At 71.0% G+C, this 17,331-nt stretch carries 18 protein-coding genes and 1 pseudogene; 9 read left to right on the top strand and 10 right to left on the bottom strand.

What is annotated here, in order from left to right; genetic code table 11:
* Positions 1-5: 5 nt before the first annotated feature.
* Positions 6-135, top strand: a pseudogene (locus ASC56_RS41855) (oxidoreductase); the annotation flags it as partial.
* Here the strand turns inward: ASC56_RS41855 and ASC56_RS12800 are convergent.
* Both ASC56_RS12800 and ASC56_RS12795 read right to left on the bottom strand, forming a co-directional pair.
* The gene (locus ASC56_RS12800) at positions 134-313 is read right to left on the bottom strand and encodes a hypothetical protein (protein WP_055491528.1); all 180 of its coding nucleotides are present in this window, start codon (positions 311-313) and stop codon (positions 134-136) included. The pseudogene ASC56_RS41855 and the gene ASC56_RS12800 sit on opposite strands and share 2 nt — an antisense overlap.
* A 174-nt stretch (positions 314-487) precedes the next feature.
* On the bottom strand, positions 488-1,363 hold the full coding sequence (locus ASC56_RS12795) for an undecaprenyl-diphosphate phosphatase (RefSeq protein ID WP_055491436.1): 876 nt from the start codon (positions 1,361-1,363) through the stop codon (positions 488-490).
* Between the two features lie 357 nt (positions 1,364-1,720).
* Between ASC56_RS12795 and ASC56_RS12790 the strand changes: the two genes are divergently transcribed.
* Genes ASC56_RS12790 through ASC56_RS12780 form a run of 3 tightly spaced genes read left to right on the top strand, consistent with a single transcriptional unit; the run spans position 1,721 to position 4,742 of the window.
* The gene (locus ASC56_RS12790; protein WP_234376945.1) at positions 1,721-3,100 is read left to right on the top strand and encodes a Gfo/Idh/MocA family protein; all 1,380 of its coding nucleotides are present in this window, start codon (positions 1,721-1,723) and stop codon (positions 3,098-3,100) included.
* Positions 3,097-4,026 (top strand): PmoA family protein, encoded by a 930-nt coding sequence (locus ASC56_RS12785; protein ID WP_055491435.1) that lies wholly within the window; start codon positions 3,097-3,099, stop codon positions 4,024-4,026. The genes ASC56_RS12790 and ASC56_RS12785 overlap by 4 nt, the downstream gene beginning before the upstream one ends.
* A complete protein-coding gene (locus tag ASC56_RS12780; RefSeq protein WP_055491434.1) occupies positions 4,020-4,742 on the top strand; it encodes a cupin in 723 nt (240 codons plus the stop codon). The genes ASC56_RS12785 and ASC56_RS12780 overlap by 7 nt, the downstream gene beginning before the upstream one ends.
* 67 nt (positions 4,743-4,809) lie before the next feature.
* Here the strand turns inward: ASC56_RS12780 and ASC56_RS12775 are convergent, their stop codons facing one another.
* Positions 4,810-5,280, bottom strand: coding sequence for a helix-turn-helix domain-containing protein (locus tag ASC56_RS12775; RefSeq protein WP_055491433.1), 471 nt, complete (start codon positions 5,278-5,280; stop codon positions 4,810-4,812).
* A 113-nt stretch (positions 5,281-5,393) separates the two neighbouring features.
* On the opposite strand from ASC56_RS12775, the gene ASC56_RS12770 reads away from it, so the two are divergent.
* Positions 5,394-6,563 carry a thiolase family protein gene (locus ASC56_RS12770; protein ID WP_055491432.1) on the top strand — a complete coding sequence of 390 codons (1,170 nt, stop codon included), beginning with the start codon at positions 5,394-5,396 and terminating at the stop codon, positions 6,561-6,563.
* A gap of 76 nt (positions 6,564-6,639) precedes the next feature.
* Here ASC56_RS12770 and ASC56_RS12765 read toward each other — a convergent pair whose 3' ends face one another.
* On the bottom strand, positions 6,640-7,419 hold the full coding sequence (locus ASC56_RS12765; RefSeq protein ID WP_055491431.1) for a TVP38/TMEM64 family protein: 780 nt from the start codon (positions 7,417-7,419) through the stop codon (positions 6,640-6,642).
* Positions 7,420-7,796: 377 nt separating this feature from the next.
* Between ASC56_RS12765 and tuf the strand changes: the two genes are divergently transcribed.
* Together tuf and ASC56_RS12755 are read left to right on the top strand one after the other, a co-directional pair.
* Positions 7,797-8,966, top strand: a complete 1,170-nt coding sequence (tuf, locus tag ASC56_RS12760) for an elongation factor Tu (RefSeq protein WP_055491430.1) — start codon at positions 7,797-7,799, stop codon at positions 8,964-8,966.
* A 176-nt stretch (positions 8,967-9,142) separates the two neighbouring features.
* On the top strand, positions 9,143-9,988 hold the full coding sequence (locus ASC56_RS12755; RefSeq protein WP_107309238.1) for a spermidine synthase: 846 nt from the start codon (positions 9,143-9,145) through the stop codon (positions 9,986-9,988).
* 54 nt (positions 9,989-10,042) lie between these two features.
* Here ASC56_RS12755 and ASC56_RS12750 read toward each other — a convergent pair whose 3' ends face one another.
* Both ASC56_RS12750 and ASC56_RS12745 read right to left on the bottom strand, forming a co-directional pair.
* Complete coding sequence (locus ASC56_RS12750; protein WP_055491429.1) at positions 10,043-11,056, bottom strand: hypothetical protein; 1,014 nt, start codon at positions 11,054-11,056, stop codon at positions 10,043-10,045.
* Positions 11,057-11,132: 76 nt separating this feature from the next.
* A complete protein-coding gene (locus ASC56_RS12745) occupies positions 11,133-11,897 on the bottom strand; it encodes a hypothetical protein (protein ID WP_055491428.1) in 765 nt (254 codons plus the stop codon).
* Positions 11,898-12,169: 272 nt separating this feature from the next.
* On the opposite strand from ASC56_RS12745, the gene ASC56_RS12740 reads away from it, so the two are divergent.
* The gene (locus ASC56_RS12740; protein WP_055491427.1) at positions 12,170-12,607 is read left to right on the top strand and encodes a DUF4442 domain-containing protein; all 438 of its coding nucleotides are present in this window, start codon (positions 12,170-12,172) and stop codon (positions 12,605-12,607) included.
* A gap of 66 nt (positions 12,608-12,673) precedes the next feature.
* On the opposite strand, the gene ASC56_RS40575 is transcribed toward ASC56_RS12740, so the two are convergent.
* The 3 genes from ASC56_RS40575 to ASC56_RS12730 all read right to left on the bottom strand — a co-directional run bounded on the left by ASC56_RS40575 (position 12,674) and on the right by ASC56_RS12730 (position 15,356).
* Positions 12,674-12,820: a hypothetical protein gene (locus ASC56_RS40575; RefSeq protein ID WP_159039638.1), complete on the bottom strand. Its 147-nt coding sequence runs from the start codon at positions 12,818-12,820 to the stop codon at positions 12,674-12,676.
* A gap of 524 nt (positions 12,821-13,344) precedes the next feature.
* Entirely contained in the window at positions 13,345-14,943 is a 1,599-nt protein-coding gene (locus tag ASC56_RS12735; RefSeq protein ID WP_055491426.1) for a cation acetate symporter, read from the bottom strand.
* A complete protein-coding gene (locus tag ASC56_RS12730) occupies positions 14,937-15,356 on the bottom strand; it encodes a DUF485 domain-containing protein (RefSeq protein WP_055491425.1) in 420 nt (139 codons plus the stop codon). The genes ASC56_RS12735 and ASC56_RS12730 overlap by 7 nt, the downstream gene beginning before the upstream one ends.
* A gap of 689 nt (positions 15,357-16,045) precedes the next feature.
* On the opposite strand from ASC56_RS12730, the gene ASC56_RS12725 reads away from it, so the two are divergent.
* Entirely contained in the window at positions 16,046-16,696 is a 651-nt protein-coding gene (locus ASC56_RS12725; protein ID WP_055491525.1) for a DedA family protein, read from the top strand.
* An 89-nt stretch (positions 16,697-16,785) separates the two neighbouring features.
* Here the strand turns inward: ASC56_RS12725 and ASC56_RS12720 are convergent, their stop codons facing one another.
* Positions 16,786-17,313: a gamma carbonic anhydrase family protein gene (locus tag ASC56_RS12720; protein WP_055491424.1), complete on the bottom strand. Its 528-nt coding sequence runs from the start codon at positions 17,311-17,313 to the stop codon at positions 16,786-16,788.
* Between the last annotated feature and the right edge of the window lie 18 nt (positions 17,314-17,331).

Raw genomic sequence — 17,331 nt, 5'->3', positions numbered from 1 at the left:
CGGCCGACGAACTCGGGCCGGTGACAGGCCTGGTGACAGGGCTGGTGAACAACGCCGGGGGTGACGGGTCCGCTCGGCAGGCTCACGGACACGGACCCGGCCGATCTGCGCCGGGCCGTGGAGGTCGACGTGCTCAGGCCGCCTCGATGACCTCGCCGCGTATCGCAGCCGCCCACTCCACGACCAGCAGCTCGTACTCCGCGCGTTCCTGAGCCGACAGGGAGCCGCCCGCGCGCAGCCACAGCGCACGGATCCGCTCGTTTAAGTCGTCGGCGGAACGCGTGGAACCAGGGCTCATGGGATCGGGGGACATGCGGATTAGCCTAGGGGCAAGGGCTGACACTGCGCTACCGCACCGCTACGCGCGCGGTATGTGGTTGGTCACGGTCGTTCCTGTGAAGGGCAGTTGGAGACAGCCGGGTTCGTCGCTCCCGCAACTCGGGTCCGCCGCGTACCGTTCACCCCAAGGGGCGTCCCTCTCGCCCGCTCAGCCCCCGGACTCAGCCGCATGCGGACTGAGCAGACCCGCACCGACCAGCGCGATGATGGCCAGCCCAAGGGTCACCCGGTACCAGACGAACGGCATGAAGCTCTTGCTCGAAATGAACTTCATGAACCACGCGATGACCGCGTATCCCGACACGAACGCGATGGCCGTCGCGAACAACGTCGGCCCCCTGCTCACCTGCCCGCTCGCCGCGGCGTCCTTGAGTTCGAACACGCCGGAGGCCAGCACGGCCGGGATGGCGAGCAGGAACGAGTAGTGAGCCGCGGCCTCGCGCCGGTAGCCGAGGAACAGGCCGCCGCTGATCGTGGCCCCGGAGCGGGAGACGCCGGGGATCAGGGCCATCGCCTGGCAGATGCCGTAGACCAGGCCGTCCTTGACGTTCAGGTCCTGGAGCGTCTTGCGCTGCTTCGGCAGCCGGTGCCGGCCGCCCGTCTCGTCGCGCGCCGCGAGCCGGTCCGCGACGCCGAGGATCACGCCCATGACGATCAGCATCGTCGCCGTGACCCGCAGATCCCGGAACGGGCCCTCGATCTGGTCCTTCAGGGTCACGCCGAGCACGCCGATGGGTATGGAGCCGACGATCACCAGCCAGCCCGTCTGCGCATCGTGGTGCTGCCGCGTGTTCTTGTCGAACAAGGAGCGGAACCAGGCCGAGAGGATGTTCGCGATGTCCTTGCGGAAGTAGATCAGCACCGCGGCCTCCGTGCCGATCTGGGTGATCGCCGTGAAGGCCGCCCCCGGGTCCTCCCAGCCCGCGAAGGCCGCGGTCAGCCGCAGGTGCGCGCTGGAGGAGACGGGGAGGAATTCGGTCAGCCCCTGGACGAGTCCGAGGATGAGGGATTCAAGCCAAGACATGAAGTGATGTGGTCCAAGCGCTGATCGTGGAGGCGACGACGGGCACACCGGGCCGCGGCGTGCCGTGGTGCGGCCGGGGATCAAGGGTGCTGGGTGGCAGCGTAGCGCCCCGGGATGACGATGCCATCACCGGGGCTTTACCGGCGCTTGGGACAGTGCGTCCGATGTCGTGCGGGTGCGAGCCCGTCCACCTCGTGGAAGGGTCCGGCGCGTGGTGTTGACCGGCCGCTCGAACCCGCTTACGTTGCAGCGGAGGGAAAGCGCTTGCTGCCCCCGGGCTCCTCCGGAGTCAACACGCGTTGGTCAACGTCCGACGTCACGTCTGACGTCACGTCCGATGGAGCGCTGATCACGTTCATGCCGACAGCCCGCAACGCCTCCACAGCCGACAACGCCACGACCCCCGAGCCCACTCCGCCCCAGACTCCGAACCCGAGTTCGGACTCCGGCTGCTCTTCGAACTCGAACCTGAACCCGGACTCCGACCGCTCTTCGAACCCGACCCCGGACTCCGACCGGAGTTCGAACCCGCGCCGGTATCCCGAGCGGTCTTCGAACCCGCGCCCGGACCGCCCCGCATCCCCCTTCGCGGGCCGTCGCATCAGGGCCGCCCTCATCGGCACGGGCGCCATCGCGCGCGGCTCCCATCTCCCCGCGCTCGCCCGCCTGGCCGAGGAGGGCGAGACCGAGATCGTCGCCGCCGTCGACATCGACGCCGACTCCGTCAAGCGGCTGTGCGCGGAGGGTGGCATTCCGCACCCGTACACCGACCTCCGGCGCATGCTCGACGAGCAGCGGCCCGACCTGGTCAGCATCTGTACGCCGCCCACCCTGCACCGCGAGCAGACCGTCGCGGCGCTGCGGGCCGGCGCCTGGGTGTGGTGCGAGAAGCCTCCGGTGCCGACGCTGGCCGACTTCGACGCCGTCGAGGCGGAAGAGGGGACGGACGGCGGCCCCTACGCGGCGATCGTCTTCCAGCACCGCTTCGGCTCCGGCGCCCGGCACGTCGGGCGACTGCTCGCCGAGCGGGCCCTGGGCCGCCCGCTGGTGGCGCACTGCCAGACCACCTGGTACCGCGACGCCGCCTACTACGCCGTGCCCTGGCGCGGACGCTGGCAGACCGAGGGTGGCGGACCCGCCATGGGCCACGGCATCCACCAGATGGATCTCCTCCTTGACCTGCTGGGACCGTGGAGCGAGGTGCGGGCCATGGCCGGCCGCCTGGTGCACGACCTGGAGACCGAGGACGTCTCGACGGCGCTCGTCCGCTTCGAGAACGGGGCGCTCGCCACGATCGTGAACAGCGTGCTCAGCCCGGACGAGGTCAGCCGCATCCGCATCGACTGCGAGCGGGCCACCGTCGAACTGACGCATCTGTACGGGCACAGCAACGACAACTGGCGCATCACAGCCGCTCCCGATGTGCCCGAGGAGGAGGCCGCCCGCTGGCGGGACTTCGGTGCGGACGTGCCCAGTTCGCATCTTGAACAGCTGCGCGAGCTGGTCGCGAGCATGCGCGCCGGCGAGCGGCCCCGCAGCAGCGGCGCGGACGGCCGCACCAGCCTGGAGCTGATCACCGCGCTGTACAAGTCGGCGTTCACCGACACGACCGTCCTCGCCGGTGATATCGGCCCCGGCGACCCGTACTACACGGCCCTGCACGGCGGCGCGCCCGGCTGGGCGCCCAGGGTGACCGAGGCGTCCGCGGCGGCGCGGGGCGAGGAGGTGTCCGCATGACCGGGACCTTGCGGATCGCGCACGAGCACGGCGACCGCATCACGCTCACCGAACCGGCCACCGGCATCGAGCTGTTCAGCTACGTGTACGGCCCCGAGGCGGCCTGGGAGGCACCCAAGCCGTATCTGCACCCCGTGCGGACGCTCGCCGGGGACATCGTCACCGACTACCGGCCCAACGACCACCGCTGGCACAAGGGCCTGCAGCTGACGGCTTCGCACCTGTCCGGGCAGAACCTGTGGGGCGGCTACACCTATGTGCACGGCGAGGGGTACCTGGCGTTGCCGGAGCGCGTCGGGTCGATGGCGCATGTGGCGTTCGACGAGATCGACGCGGGCGGCGGTCGGGCGGTCGTCGCCGAGCGACTCACCTGGCATCCGTACGACGGCGAGCTCTGGGCCGACGAGGAGCGCCGCATCGAGGTGCACGACGTCGACCTCGGATCCCGGTCCTGGGCGCTGACCTGGACCTCCGCGATCACCAACCGCCGCGACGAGCCACTGCTCTTCGGCAGCCCCACGACCGCAGGACGGGAACTGGCCGGTTACACGGGCCTGTTCTGGCGCGGGCCGCGCGCCTTCCGTGGCGGGCGGATCGTCGGGCCGGACTCGGAGGGCCCCGGACTGATGGGGCAACAGGCGCCCTGGCTCGCGTACTCGGGGGAGCACGACGGCGCCGACGGGCACGCGACACTCGTCTTCGCGCATGCCCCCGAGAACGACCACCTGGGAGAGCGCGGCACCCACCCCGCCCACTGGTTCGTGCGCAACGACCCGTTCGCGACCGTCGCCCCGTCCTGGGCGTTCCACGACGAGCTGGAGCTGGCCCCCGGCGACACGCTGCGCCGCCGGTACCGGGTGGTGGTGGCGGATGGCGCCTGGGAGCGCGCGGAGGTTGCCAAGTACCTGCAGGAGCACCCGTGGTGAGCGCCGGGGAGTTCACGGGGCTGCCGGGCGCCGTCGCCGTCTCGCACCTGACCGTCTACGACTGGCCCGCGGCCGACGGTGTGTGCGGTGGAAGTCCCCATCTGCATCTGACCTGTTCGGAGGCGTACGTCGTCACCGGCGGGCGCGGGGCGGTGCAGACGCTGACGACGTCCGGGTACGAGGTCACGCCCCTCGCTGCCGGCACGGTCGCCTGGTTCACGCCCGGCACCATCCACCGGCTGGTCAACGAGGAGGACCTGCGCATCACCGTCCTCATGCAGAACGGCGGGCTGCCGGAAGCGGGTGACGCCGTCCTCACGCTGCCCCCGGAGTACCTGACGGATCCGCAGACGTACGCCGCCGCGACCGCCGTCCCGGCCGACGCGCCCGAGGCGGAGCAGGAGCGCATCGCCAGGGCCCGCCGTGATCTGGCCCTGGAGGGCTACCGGGCGCTGCGCGACGCGGACGGCCCCGAGCCGCTGGCCGCGTTCCACCGGGCCGCCGCCGCGCTCGTACGGCCGCGGCTGGCCGAGTGGCGCGAGCGGTGGCGGCGCGGCGCCGAGGCCGCCGCCGCGGCCACGGGCCATCAGCTCGACCGTCTGGAGCGCGGCGATGCCTCCCACCTCGCCGACGCTGTCGTACGGACCCGGAAACCGTCCGCCGGCGGGAAGTTCGGGATGTGCGGGTGGCTGAGCGTCTACCGGGGGACGTCGTAGAGCTCTAAGAGCTCGGAGCTCCAAGGGGTCCTTGCACTATGAGCGCGCGACCCGGGCGGGCATACCCCTAAGCCACGGCCGGACCGGAGACCGTCCAGCCGGGCGCCTGAGGGTGGGCCGTCATGTCCTCGTGGCGGACCTCCTCGCCGCAGGCGGAGCAGGTGACCACCGGGACCAGCTCGTTGCCGCAGATGTGCTCGATCACCATGGGGCGGTCGTCGTCCTTCCGGAGATGGCGGTCGCCCCACGCCATGAGGGTCATCAGGACCGTCTCCAGTTCCAGGGCCGCCGCCGTGGGCCGGTACTCGAAGCGCTGCGGGCGCTCGCTGTACATCTTCTTCGTCAGGATTCCGGCGTCCACCAGACGCTTAAGACGCGCGGCCAGGATGTCGCGCGGGGCGCCGATGTTGCGCACGAGCTGGTCGAAGCGTCCGTTCCCGAGGCACACCTCGCGCAGGACGAGCAGGGAGTACTTCTCGCCCACGACAGCGAGGGTGTCGGCGATCGAGCAGGGGCGCGGGTCCTTGGTGGCGGCCATGCCCCCAGTCTAGGTGAGGGTTTGCTTTTCCAACCCTACGAGCTATGGTGGATCCAGATTTCCTACTCACCGGTAACGCCAACCGGCACCCGCCGGGCAAGGAGGCCCGCACCATGCGCGACGCCGTGATCGTCGAAGCCGTACGCACCCCGGTGGGCAAGGGCAAGCCGAACGGCGCCCTCGCCCATGTCCACCCCGTGGAACTCCTCGCGCACACCCTGCGCACCCTCGTCGAGCGCTCGGGAATCGACCCGGCGCTCATCGACGACGTCATCGGCGGCACCGTCGACCAGGTCGGCGAGCAGGCCATGAACACCACCCGGTACGCCGTGCTGTCCGCCGGCTTCCCCGAGACGGTCCCCGCGACCACCGTGGACCGCCAGTGCGGCTCCTCCCAGCAGGCCGTGCACTTCGCCGCGCAGGGCGTCCTCTCGGGCGCGTACGACATCGTCGTCGCCTGTGGTGTGGAGTCCATGAGCCGCGTACCGATGTGGTCGAACGTGCCCCCGGGCAAGGACCCCTTCGGGCCAGGGGTCGCCGCTCGCTACCCGGAGGGCCTGGTGCCGCAGGGCGTCAGCGCCGAGTTGATCGCCGCGAAGTGGTCGATCAGCCGCGAGCAGATGGACGCCTTCGCGGTGTCCTCGCACCGGAAGGCGGCAGCGGCCTGGGACGCCGGGCTCTTCCACGACGAGACGGCCCCCCTGGAGGGCCTCGAGCGCGACGAGTGCGTCCGGCCCTCGAGCACCACGGAGATCCTGGCCGGACTCAAGGCCGCCTACCACGACCCGGCCTTGGCCGAACGCTTCCCGCAGATCGAGTGGAACGTCACCGCGGGCAACGCCAGCCCCATCAACGACGGGGCGTCGGCCGTGCTGATCACCTCCAGCGAGACCGCGGCCCGCCTCGGCCTGCGCCCGCTCGCCCGGCTGCACAGCTTCGCGGTGACCGGATCCGATCCCCTGCTGATGCTCACGGGCGTCATCCCAGCCACCGAGAAGGTGCTGCGCAGGGCGGGGCTGACCCTCGACGACATCGACCTCTTCGAGGTGAACGAGGCCTTCTCCAGCGTCGTGCTGGCCTGGCAGCAGGAGACGGGCGCCGATCTCGCCAGGGTCAATGTGCACGGCGGGGCCATCGCCATCGGCCACCCCCTGGGCGCGAGCGGCACCCGTCTGACCACCACCCTGGTGCACGCCCTGCGCGCGCGGGGAGCGCGCTACGGACTGCAGACGATGTGCGAGGCGGGCGGCCTGGCCAACGCGATGATCGTCGAGGCGGTCTGACCGGGGGGTGGTGTCCGACCCTTCCCGGCCAGGCGCCGTGCGCCCGGCGTGGAAGGGCCGGACACCGTCAGAACGCCTAGACCCCGCGCAGGTGGTGGCGCTTGCGCCAGGCCACCACCGCGCCGGCCAGAGCAGGCACCGCTATGAAGCCCATCGCGATCAGGAAGGCGGGCGAGGTCGGCTTCGAGGCGCGGGCGCCGGCCACGACGTACGCGGCGGTGTTCGGAATCGACCCGAGCGCCGTCGCGAGCAGGAACGGCCCCCAGCGCATCCGTGAGACGGCCGCGCAGTAGTTGGCCACCCAGAACGGCACCCCGGGGAACAGCCGGGCCGCCATCATCGAGCGGAAGCCGTGCCGGCTGAGCTGCCCGTCCGCCGCCTTCAGCCAGCGCCCGCGCAACAGCGGGCGCAGCGCGTCCTGTCCGAGCCCCCGTCCCAGACCGAAGGCCATCCCGGCCCCGAGCACCGTGCCCGCGAGGGCCGTGCCGGTGCCCAGCGGCGAGCCGAACAGGGCGCCCGCCGCGAGGTTCAGCAGCGGTCGCGGCACGAACGCGACCGAGCACAGCCCGTACGCCACCGCGAAGACCACGGCCGCCGCGGCGCCCCCGAGCTGCGGTGGCCAGCCGTGCGCCAGCAGCTTCTGCGGCTGGAACAGCAACACGCAGAACGCGGCCGCGGCGAGCAGCACCACGAGCAGGGACAGCCGCGACCAGGGCGACAGCAGCACTCTCTTGCAGCGGGCGGTGAAGCCGAGCGGTACGACGACGGCCCCGGCCGGCGCGGCGGTGAGCTCCGTGGCGGCGGCCCGGGGAGAGGCCGTGGCGGTGCCCCCAGAGCGGGTGGTGGCATCGAGCATCCGGTGACACTAACCGACCCATGTGTGTGATCGGCGTATGGTCCGTCTTCAATGCGTTACGGGTGAGGGAACCCCGCGTGCCGCCCAACCGGGCCCGCGCGGAAAACCATTCGACGCGGGCGGGTCCCTCGGCGAGGATTCACGGCATGTTCCGGTACGCCTCCGTCCTCGCAGCATCCGCCGCCGCGGATGCGCCGAAGGCTGCCGTTCCCGTCCTGGTGGCCGCCGTCGACGGCGCCCGAAGCTGACCCTTCCCGGATCGTCCGGCGGACCCCGCAGGGGGAGGGTCGGCACCACCTCGGGGTCCCCGTCCCGGCCGGATCTTCCGACGCCGGGGCCATCACTCGGTACCACTGAAGAGACTTCGAGGTACAGCCATGCCCAAGACGGCATACGTGCGCACCAAACCGCACGTGAACATCGGCACGATGGGGCACGTCGACCACGGGAAGACCACCCTGACCGCCGCGATCACCAAGGTTCTCGCCGAGCGCGGCACCGGCACGTTCGTGCCGTTCGACCGGATCGACCGGGCCCCGGAGGAGGCGGCGCGCGGCATCACCATCAACATCGCGCACGTCGAGTACGAGACCGACACCCGGCACTACGCGCACGTGGACATGCCGGGCCACGCCGACTACGTCAAGAACATGGTCACCGGGGCCGCGCAGCTCGACGGGGCGATCCTCGTCGTCTCCGCGCTCGACGGGATCATGCCGCAGACAGCCGAACACGTGCTGCTCGCCCGGCAGGTGGGTGTGGACCACATCGTCGTCGCCCTGAACAAGTCCGACGCGGGGGACGAGGAGCTCGCCGACCTCGTCGAGCTGGAGGTCCGGGACCTGCTGACCGCGCAGGGCTATCCCGGCGACTCCGTACCGGTGGTACGCGTCTCCGGGCTCAAGGCATTGGAGGGCGACCCCCGTTGGACGGCGGCGATCCACGCGCTGCTCGACGCGGTGGACACCTATGTGCCCATGCCCGAGCGGTACGTGGACGCGCCGTTCCTGCTGCCGGTGGAGAACGTGCTCACGATCACCGGCCGCGGCACGGTCGTCACCGGCGCCGTCGAGCGCGGCACGGTGCGCGTGGGTGACCGGGTCGAGGTGCTGGGCGCCGCTGTGGAGACCGTGGTCACCGGCCTGGAGACCTTCGGGAAGCCCATGACGGAGGCGCAGGCCGGGGACAACGTGGCGCTGCTGCTGCGCGGGGTGCCACGCGACGCGGTGCGCCGCGGGCACATCGTCGCGGCGCCCGGCAGCGTCGTGCCGAGCCGCCGGTTCTCGGCGCGGGTGTACGTCCTGTCGGCGCGCGAAGGGGGCCGCACGACCCCGGTGTCGAGCGGCTACCGGCCGCAGTTCTACATCCGCACCGCGGACGTGGTCGGTGATGTCGACCTCGGTGAGACGGCGGTCGCCCGGCCCGGCGACACGGTCACCATGACGGTCGAGCTGGGCCGCGAGGTCCCGCTGGAGCCCGGCCTCGGCTTCGCGATCCGCGAGGGCGGCCGGACGATCGGCGCGGGCACGGTGACATCCGTCGACTGACGGTGCCCGGCCGAAGAAGCGCCGGGTGAGGAAGGGGGCCGAGGGGCGCGGGCAGCCGCGAGCCGTTCGTGGCTGGTCGCGCCCACGCGGCGCAGCACCGGGGCGACTCGGCCCCCCCACTCCTCGCGGCGGCGCGGCCGGCACACCCGTCTCGCGGTGCGGCGCACAATGGACGCGTGAACGAGCCCATACCCGTCACCCGTTCCGTCGATCACGGGACCGCCAAGCTGATGCCCGACGTGGACCGGGAGCGCGCCTGGCTGCTGACAGTCGACGGGGCGCCGCAGTCGTACGTCGACCTGGACGCGCCGACGCATCTGGAGTTCGAGTACGCTCGCCGGCTCGGCCATGTGCTGGACACCGTGAAGGAGCCCGAGCGTCCGCTGGATGTCCTGCACCTCGGCGGGGGAGCGCTCACCCTGCCGCGCTATCTCGCCGCGACCCGCCCGGGCTCACGGCAGGACGTGGTCGAGGCCGACGGGGGCCTGCTGGACCTCGTCATCGAACATCTGCCGCTGCCCGCCGACAGCGGTATCACCCTGCACGCCGCCGACGCCCGCGCCTGGCTGGAGGCGGCTCCGCCGGACTCCGCCGACATCCTGATCGCGGACGTCTTCGGCGGCTCCCGCATCCCGGCCCATCTGACGACGGTCGCCTACGCACGTGCCGCCGGGCGGGTGCTGCGCGCCGACGGCATCTATCTGGCCAACCTCGCCGACGCCGCGCCCTTCGCCTTCCTGAGCTCCCAACTCGCCACGTTCGCGGCGGTGTTCCAGGAACTGGCGCTGATCGCCGAGCCGGGCGTGCTGCGCGGGCGCCGCTTCGGCAACGCCGTGCTCATCGCCGCCCACCACCCGCTGGACACGGCCCTCCTCGCCCGGCGCACCGCCGCGGACGCCTTCCCGGCCCGTGTCGAACACGGCGCCTCGCTGCGCGACTTCATGGGCGGCGCCGAACCCGTCCACGACGAGAACGCCGTCCCGTCACCCGAACCCCCCGACGGCGCCTTCACGATCGGCTGACCGGGCCGTCGGTCCGCCGGGCGCCACGACCGCCGTGGTACCCGGCGGGCGGGCTCAGGACGACGTCGGGTCGCCGTGAAGGCGTACGGTGCTGAGGATCTTCATGATCGTCGCGTCGGGAAGCTCGTCCTTCACACCCGTGGCGCCGTAGAGGTTCCAGGCGACGAAGTCGCCCGCGGAGTTCTTGAAGCCGAACGTGATGGCCTTGCCGTCGCTCGCGCACTTCCCCTTCTGGGGCGTGTTCTTGGAGCGGGCCCAGGCGATGCTGCCCTCGATGCCGGCCGCGGTCTTGTACGGCTTCGCCTTCTTCTCGAAGGTCACGCTCTTCTTGTCGGGCTGCGTGTAGCCGCCGTACACCCACCAGGCCACCTGGTTCACCGCGACCTCATCGGTGTTCTTGGCGCCGCTCGCACCCTTGGTGCCCACCGCGGCCAGGGCCGTCTTGTCGACCCGGCCGGACTTGCTGTCGTCGGACGTGCACCAGTCCTCTTTGAGGTACGCGGGCGCGGACATGGTGATCAGGGGCTTGGCGCCGGCCTGGGCGTTGTGGTCCTCGAAACCGATCATCAAGTCCGGCTCCTTGACGTCCCAGTCCGGCGGCACGTCGAAGGCGGTGCCCCACTTGGGATTGACGACGACCTTCCAGCCCGGGATGGTCGGCTTGTCCGCCGCACCGTTGCGAGGGTTGTCGGTCGCGGAGGCCGAGGCCGTCGAGCTGTGCGAGGCACTGGGCGACGTCGTGGCGTTCTTGCCGCCGCCGTTGGCGTTGTCGTTCTTGTTGCCGCCCAGAACCACGACGCCGGTGACGCCCGCCGCCACGACCACGGCGGCGGCCGCCGCGATCGCGATGACCTTCGTACGGTTCCCGCCGCCTGCGCCGCTCGGCGGCTGGGGCGCTCCCGCGGGCGCGGGCGCGCCCCACTGCGGCTGCCCCGGCTGCTGATAGGGATTCGGCTGCTGGTACCCCGGCTGCTGGTACGGGTTCGGCTGCTGGTACCCCGGTTGCTGGTAGGGGTTCTGGTTCTGCGGGTTCTGCTCGCCCCCGGGCGGCTGCTGTCCTGGCCACATGGGCAGTAACCCTAGTGCCGCCTGTGACACGTTTGGGTCACTGCCCTTCGTCAGACCCGTACCGGATGCGGGGTGTTCAGGACCCGGACGAGTCCTTGTAGAGCCGTACGGTGGCCGCGATCCTGCGCACCGTCGCGTCCGGTACCTCCTCGGATACGCCCTTGGCGCCGAAGAACGACCAGGAGACGAGGTCCCCTTGGGCGTTCTTGAAGGCGAATGTCCACGCCTTGCCGTCCGTCGCGCACTTTTGCGATTTCTCCACACCCACGGACCAGGCGGTGCCCAAAGTGCCCGTGATGCCGGATTGCGTGGTGAAGGACTCCACGGCACCCGACTTCACCTTCGCCTTGTCGGGCTGGGTGTACTGTCCGTAGACCCAGGTCCGTGGGTCGGCGCCCGCTATCTCCTCGGTGCTCCTGGCACCGTTGTTGACCTTGGAGCCTGCGGCGGCCAGTGGCGAGTACTCGTTCGTGCCGTCCCTGTTCGCGTCCGAGGCGCACCACTGCTGCTTCAGGAACGCCGGGGCCCGCATGGCGATCAGCGGCTTGTCCTCGGGGTCCCCGTTCTCCGACACCCATGTGACCCAGCTGGTCGACATGAGTGCCCACTGCGGCGGAACGTCGAACGCGATGCCCGCTTGCGGGTTCACCACGGCCTTCCAGCCCTTGACCGTCGCGTGCTCGCCGTCCGTGCCCCGCGGGTTGCTCGCACTCGGCGTGGGTGAGCCGGACGTGGTGGGCCCGGGGTCCCCCCTGTGGTCCTTGCCCCCGCCGAGAAGCAGGAAGCCTGTCGCGGTGGCGGCGACCACGACGGCCGCCGCGGCGGCGACCGCGACGAGCATCGTCCGGTTCCGGCCGCCACCGCCCGGGGGCGGAGGGCCGGGCGCGGCGGTCGGCTGCGGTGACCCGTTCCACGGCTGGGGTTGCCGATACGGGTTCGGCTGGTGGTACCCGGGCTGCTGGTACGGATTCGTCTGCTGTCCGGCCGCGGGCTGCTGCGGGCTCCGCCCGCCCCCCGACGGCTGCTCTCCGCCGTAACGATACGGCGATCAACGCACGGCCCTGGCCACGGGCAGCTACTCATGGGTAACATCGCGGCATGAGCGCAGACCAGATGTCGATCGGCGAGATGCTCGCCGCCACGGTGCCGATGGCCAGGACCCTGAACCTGGAGTTCCTGGAGACCACGCCGGAGAAGGCCGTCGTGGCCCTGCCGGACCAGAGCGACTTCCACAACCACGTCGGCGGGCCGCACGCGGGAGCGATGTTCACGCTGGGCGAGTCGGCGAGCGGCGCCATCGTGCTGGCCGCGTTCGGCGATCAGCTGTCCAGGGCCGTTCCGCTCGCCGTCAGCGCCGAGATCGCGTACAAGAAGCTCGCCATGGGCCCGGTCACCGCGACCGCCACGCTCGGCCGCCCAGCCGCCGAGGTCGTCGCCGAACTGGACGCCGGCCGGCGCCCCGAGTTCCCCGTCTCCATCGCCATCCAGCGCGGGGACGGCGTGGTATCGGGACAGATGACGGTGGTGTGGACCCTGCGCCCCAACGGCTGACGGCGCCCGCACACCCCATGCCCAAGGGTTCCGGCCGGAGCCCTTCGGTGTCCACCGCGGCCCGCGTCAGAAGCGCAGACACCGGCTGGGGTCCGACGCCGACGTGGTGCGGATGCTCAGGGAGTCCGGCCGGAAGTCGTTGTACGCGCTCCCGCAGCCGTACTCGTGCAGGGTGACCGTCCCGTCGTCGCCGACGGCCGCGACGTACGCCACATGTCCCTCGCCGCCCCCCCCGCACGCCCGGGTCCCACTGGGCGATGTCACCGACGTGCGGGACCGCGCTGGTCATGGCGCCGGTCCAGGACCGGGCTCGCCAAGGAAGTCGGGGGGACTTGCGGTGAGGGCGTCCGTCTGCGCGGATCGCCCAGGCGGCGAACGACGTGCAGGAGCGCCGGGGGTAGCCGTGGCCGTCGAACCGGAGGGGGCCGCCCGCGTCCCTCCAGGGGTAGGCGGTCGGGTCGAATGCCGTGAGGGACACCGGCCGGGCGACCGCGCGGCGGAGGCGGTGGCCGTGGTGGTTCGCGTCGCGGGCGCGGGCTCCGCGTGAGACGTGGTGCCGAAGACCGCGAGCGCGGCCGTGGCTGTCATTCCGGCGGCCACGACCCTTAGTGGATTCGTCGACGTGCGCCTGTGCATGGGGGGTTGGTCCTTTCCGAAGAGCGTGGGGCAGCGTCCGGAACGGGACGTCGTGGTGGCGGCGTCGTGGTGCGGTGAGCGGGTCGGTGCGGTGACGCCGGTCAGCGCGGCCCGGCACCGACCAGCGAACGTATCTGGAACTCCTCGTATCCGGACGTTCTCTGATGGGGCCTCAGAACACTGCCCAGCCAGCCGAGGAGGAAGCCGACGGGGATCGAGACGATTCCCGGGTTCTGCAACGGGAACCAGGCGAAGTCGACGTCGGGGTAGACCGAGGTGGGGGTGGAGGAGACCACGGGGGAGAACACCACGAGGAGCACGGAGCAGATCAGGCCGCCGTACAGGCTGAGCAGCGCGCCGTGCCCGCTGAAGCGCCGCCAGAACAGGCTGTAGACGAGGGCGGGCAGGATGGCGGAGGCGGCGATGGCGAAGGCGAGGAACGCCAGGCTCGCCGTGCTGATGTGCCACGGCAGCAGGGCGAGCAGCATGCCCAGGACGCCGATCAGGGCCGCCGCCATGCGTGCCACGCCGAGCTCCTCGGCCTGGGACGCCCTGCCCTTGCGGATGACCTCGCCGTAGAGGTCATGGGCGAGCGAGGTGGCGGCGGCGAGGGTGAGCCCGGCCGCGACCGCGAGCAGCGTCACGAAGGCCAGACAGGAGATCAGCGCGGTGAGCACGCCGCCGCCGATGGACTGGGCGAGCAGCAGGACGGCCGCGTCACCCCTGGGGTCGATCCGCGCGATGTCCTCCCGTCCGACGATCGCGGTGGCGCCGAGGCCGAGGATGCCCGCGGCCAGGCAGACGAAGCCGACGAGGCCCATCGCCCAGACGACCGAGGTGCGCAGCACCCGGTTGGTGCGCGGGGCGAGCAGCCGCATCACCACATGGGGAAGCGCGGCCAGGCCGAGCACGATCGCCAGTTGCAGGCTGAAGAAGTCGAGCTTGCTCGCGGTGCCGCCGCCGTAGCGCAGCCCGGACTCCAGGAAGCGCCGGCCCAGCCCGCTGTTGTGCGCGGCGGCCGACAGGAGCGCGTCGACGTTCCACCGGAAGTGGGTCAGCACGACGACCGCCGTGATCGCCACGCCCGACACCAGCATCACGGCCTTGACGACCTGGATGAAGGTCGCGCCGGGCATGCCACCGAGTGCCGCGTACACCACGACGATGGTGCCGATGACGACCACGCACAGTGTGCGGGTGGTCCGGCTGGGCTCGCCGACGAACTGGGTCAGCAGGGCGACGCTGCCGACGAGCTGGGCCACCAGGTAGAGGGTGGTGATGGTCAGCGTGCAGACGGCGAGGGCGAGGCGCACCGGCCGCTGGAGGCGGGGCAGGCGCAGTGCCAGGGTGTCGCCGAGTGTGAACCTGCCGGAGTTGTGCAGGGGTTCGGCGATGACGAGCAGCACCGTCATCCAGGCGACGGTGGTCCCCCCGAGGTAGAGCAGACCGTCGTAACCGGTGAGCGCGACCAGGCCCGTACTGCCCAGGAGGGTGGCCGCCGACAGGTAGTCACCGCACATCGCCAGGCCGTTGCGCAGCGGGGACATGTTCCGGTTGCCGAGGTAGAACTCGCTGATCTCGTCGCGTTGAGGGGCCGTCAGCAGTGCCGTGAACAGGGTGACCACGACGACGGAGAGGAAGAGGAGGAACGTCAGCTGCAGGCTGAATCGGTTCACAGGGCTCGCGGAGACCGTCACCACGCGGGGAACCTCCTCTCCCGCGGCATGGGGGGCCTCTCCCACGGGGCGCGATCCCGGCCGGCCTCCATCCGGTCGAGCTCGGCCCGCAGCCGTCGTGCCACCGGGTCGACACGCCGGCGCATGTGCACGGTGTAGCGCCATACCGCGAGGGCCATGACGGCGAACTGGGCGAGACCGAGAGTGAGGTGGCCGGCCAGGGGCTGGTTCATCACGCCGGGGGCGAAACTGGACAGCAGTACGTACAGCAGAAATCCGCCCACGACAAGTGTCACGGCGATGGCCCCGAAGGCGCGGAAGGCGCCGCGCATCGACTGGAATTCGGGATGTTCGTACAGGGAAGGCGGTCTCTCGGAACCGGATGTCGTGGCGGGGGAGGGAGGCCAGTTGGCGTGTTGCGGCGGATATCCGGTCATGACGCACCTTCTTTTGCTGCCGTGTAACGCGATCCAGGCGGCGGCCGACTCCGGGCGTCGGCTTCGGAGCAGGTCAGAGAGATGAGCGGTGGTCAGGTTCTCCAGGGCAATGGCTCATCCGGAACTCCTGGGAGCTGAAGCCGGGATTCTGTGCGGACTTTGTGGGGGGTTCGTGACGTCCCCGTTCTCGGGATTTCGGGAGGTCGGGGCGGCCCTGTCCAGGGATGTCGACGGGGTCGGATGCGGAGTATTGCAGCGGGGCCATTGAACTATCAACCGGCCGTGGGACGCGAATATTTGAAGAGGGCCGCTTCGGCTTTCCTTCTGGCTTGAATGCATCACACATCTGTCTTCGCTCGTGCGCCCCGGCCTCGGCCAAGGGCGCGGCGCGGACTCCGTCATCGCGTGAACGGCACCGAGGAGTACTCGGAGGGCATCCACGTCGGCTACCGCTGGTACGACGCGTGGGGTGCGCGACCGCTGTCCCCGTTCGGACCCGGACTCTCGTGCACGACGTTCGCGTACGACGAGCTGAGCGCCCGCTCGACCCGGCACGGCCTCGATGTGAGCGGGAACACCGGTGCGCACTGTGGGACGCCGCCGGATCCGGCTGAGCAGGTAGGCTGCCCGGGGGACGCCGGACCGGGCGTGCCGGCAGGACACGGATGCGGATCGGGGAGGAACCGGCAGTGCACGTCCAGGAATGGCTCGACACGGTACCCGCCGTCGCCGTCTACGCCGTGGTGGCCCTGGTCATCGGTCTGGAGAGCCTGGGCATCCCGCTCCCGGGCGAGATCGTCCTGGTCTCCGCCGCGCTGCTGTCCTCGCAGCACTCCGGTGTCAACCCCGTCGTCCTAGGCGCCTGCGCCAGCGCCGGAGCCGTCGTCGGCGACTCCATCGGTTACGCGATCGGCCGCAAGGGCGGACGGCCGCTGCTGGCCTGGCTCGGGAAGAGGTTCCCGAAGCACTTCAGCGAGGGCCATGTCGCGACGGCAGAGCGGTCCTTCGAGAGGTGGGGCATGTGGGCGGTCTTCTTCGGCCGTTTCGTCGCCCTGCTGCGGATCTTCGCCGGCCCGCTGGCCGGTGTGCTGCGGATGCCGTACTGGAAGTTCCTGATCGCCAACTTCCTGGGCGGTGTGATCTGGGCGGGCGGCACCACGGCGGTCATCTACTACGTCGGTGTCGTCGCCGAGTCCTGGCTGAAGAAGTTCTCCTGGGTCGGGCTGGTGGCGGCGGTGCTGGTGGGGCTCGCGTCGATGCTGATCGTCAGGCGGAAGGCGAAGAGGGCGGGGGCCGCGCAGCGGGAGGCCGAAGCGGAAGCGGTTCCGGCCGGAGAGTAGGCAAGGGCGCGGGTGCGCCGCGGTCGCTCGCGGCGCCTGGTACGCACTCGCACTGTTCGGAGCTCTTATCGGACTCCCAATCGGAGCTCTTAGTCGTGCACCTCACGATGTGCCCGGGCGAGTTCCGCGTACATCGTGCCGTTCACCGTGATGCCTTCGCGCTCCTCGTCGGTCAGCTGCCGCTTGACCTTCGCGGGTACGCCCGCCACGAGTGAGCCCGGGGGCACCCGCATGCCCTGGGGCACCAGCGCCTGTGCCGCGACGAGTGAGCCCTCGCCGATCACCGCGCCGTTGAGAACCGTGGCGCCCATCCCGATCAGGCAGTCGTCCTCGACGGTCGCGCCGTGGACGACGGCGTTGTGCCCGACGGAGACCCGTTCGCCGATCGTGACCGGGAAGCCCGGGTCGGCGTGCAGGGTGCAGTTGTCCTGCACATTGCTGCTCGCCCCCACGGTGATCCGCTCGACGTCGCCGCGCAGCACCGCGCCGTACCAGACGCTCGCGCCCGCGTGCAGCGTCACATCCCCGATCACGACGGACGTAGGTGCCGCGAACGCCTCGTGATCCACCTTGGGATCCTTGCCGCCGATGCCCGCGATCAGCGCCTTGTGCGTCATTGCCGTCTCCTCGTGCTC

Origin of the sequence: Streptomyces sp. TP-A0356, from assembly GCF_001417775.1 — a bacterium.
In the GTDB taxonomy this organism is placed as follows: domain Bacteria; phylum Actinomycetota; class Actinomycetes; order Streptomycetales; family Streptomycetaceae; genus Streptomyces.
Note: the sequence above shows the minus strand (reverse complement) of the source record. Positions and strands in the feature narration are given on the sequence as shown.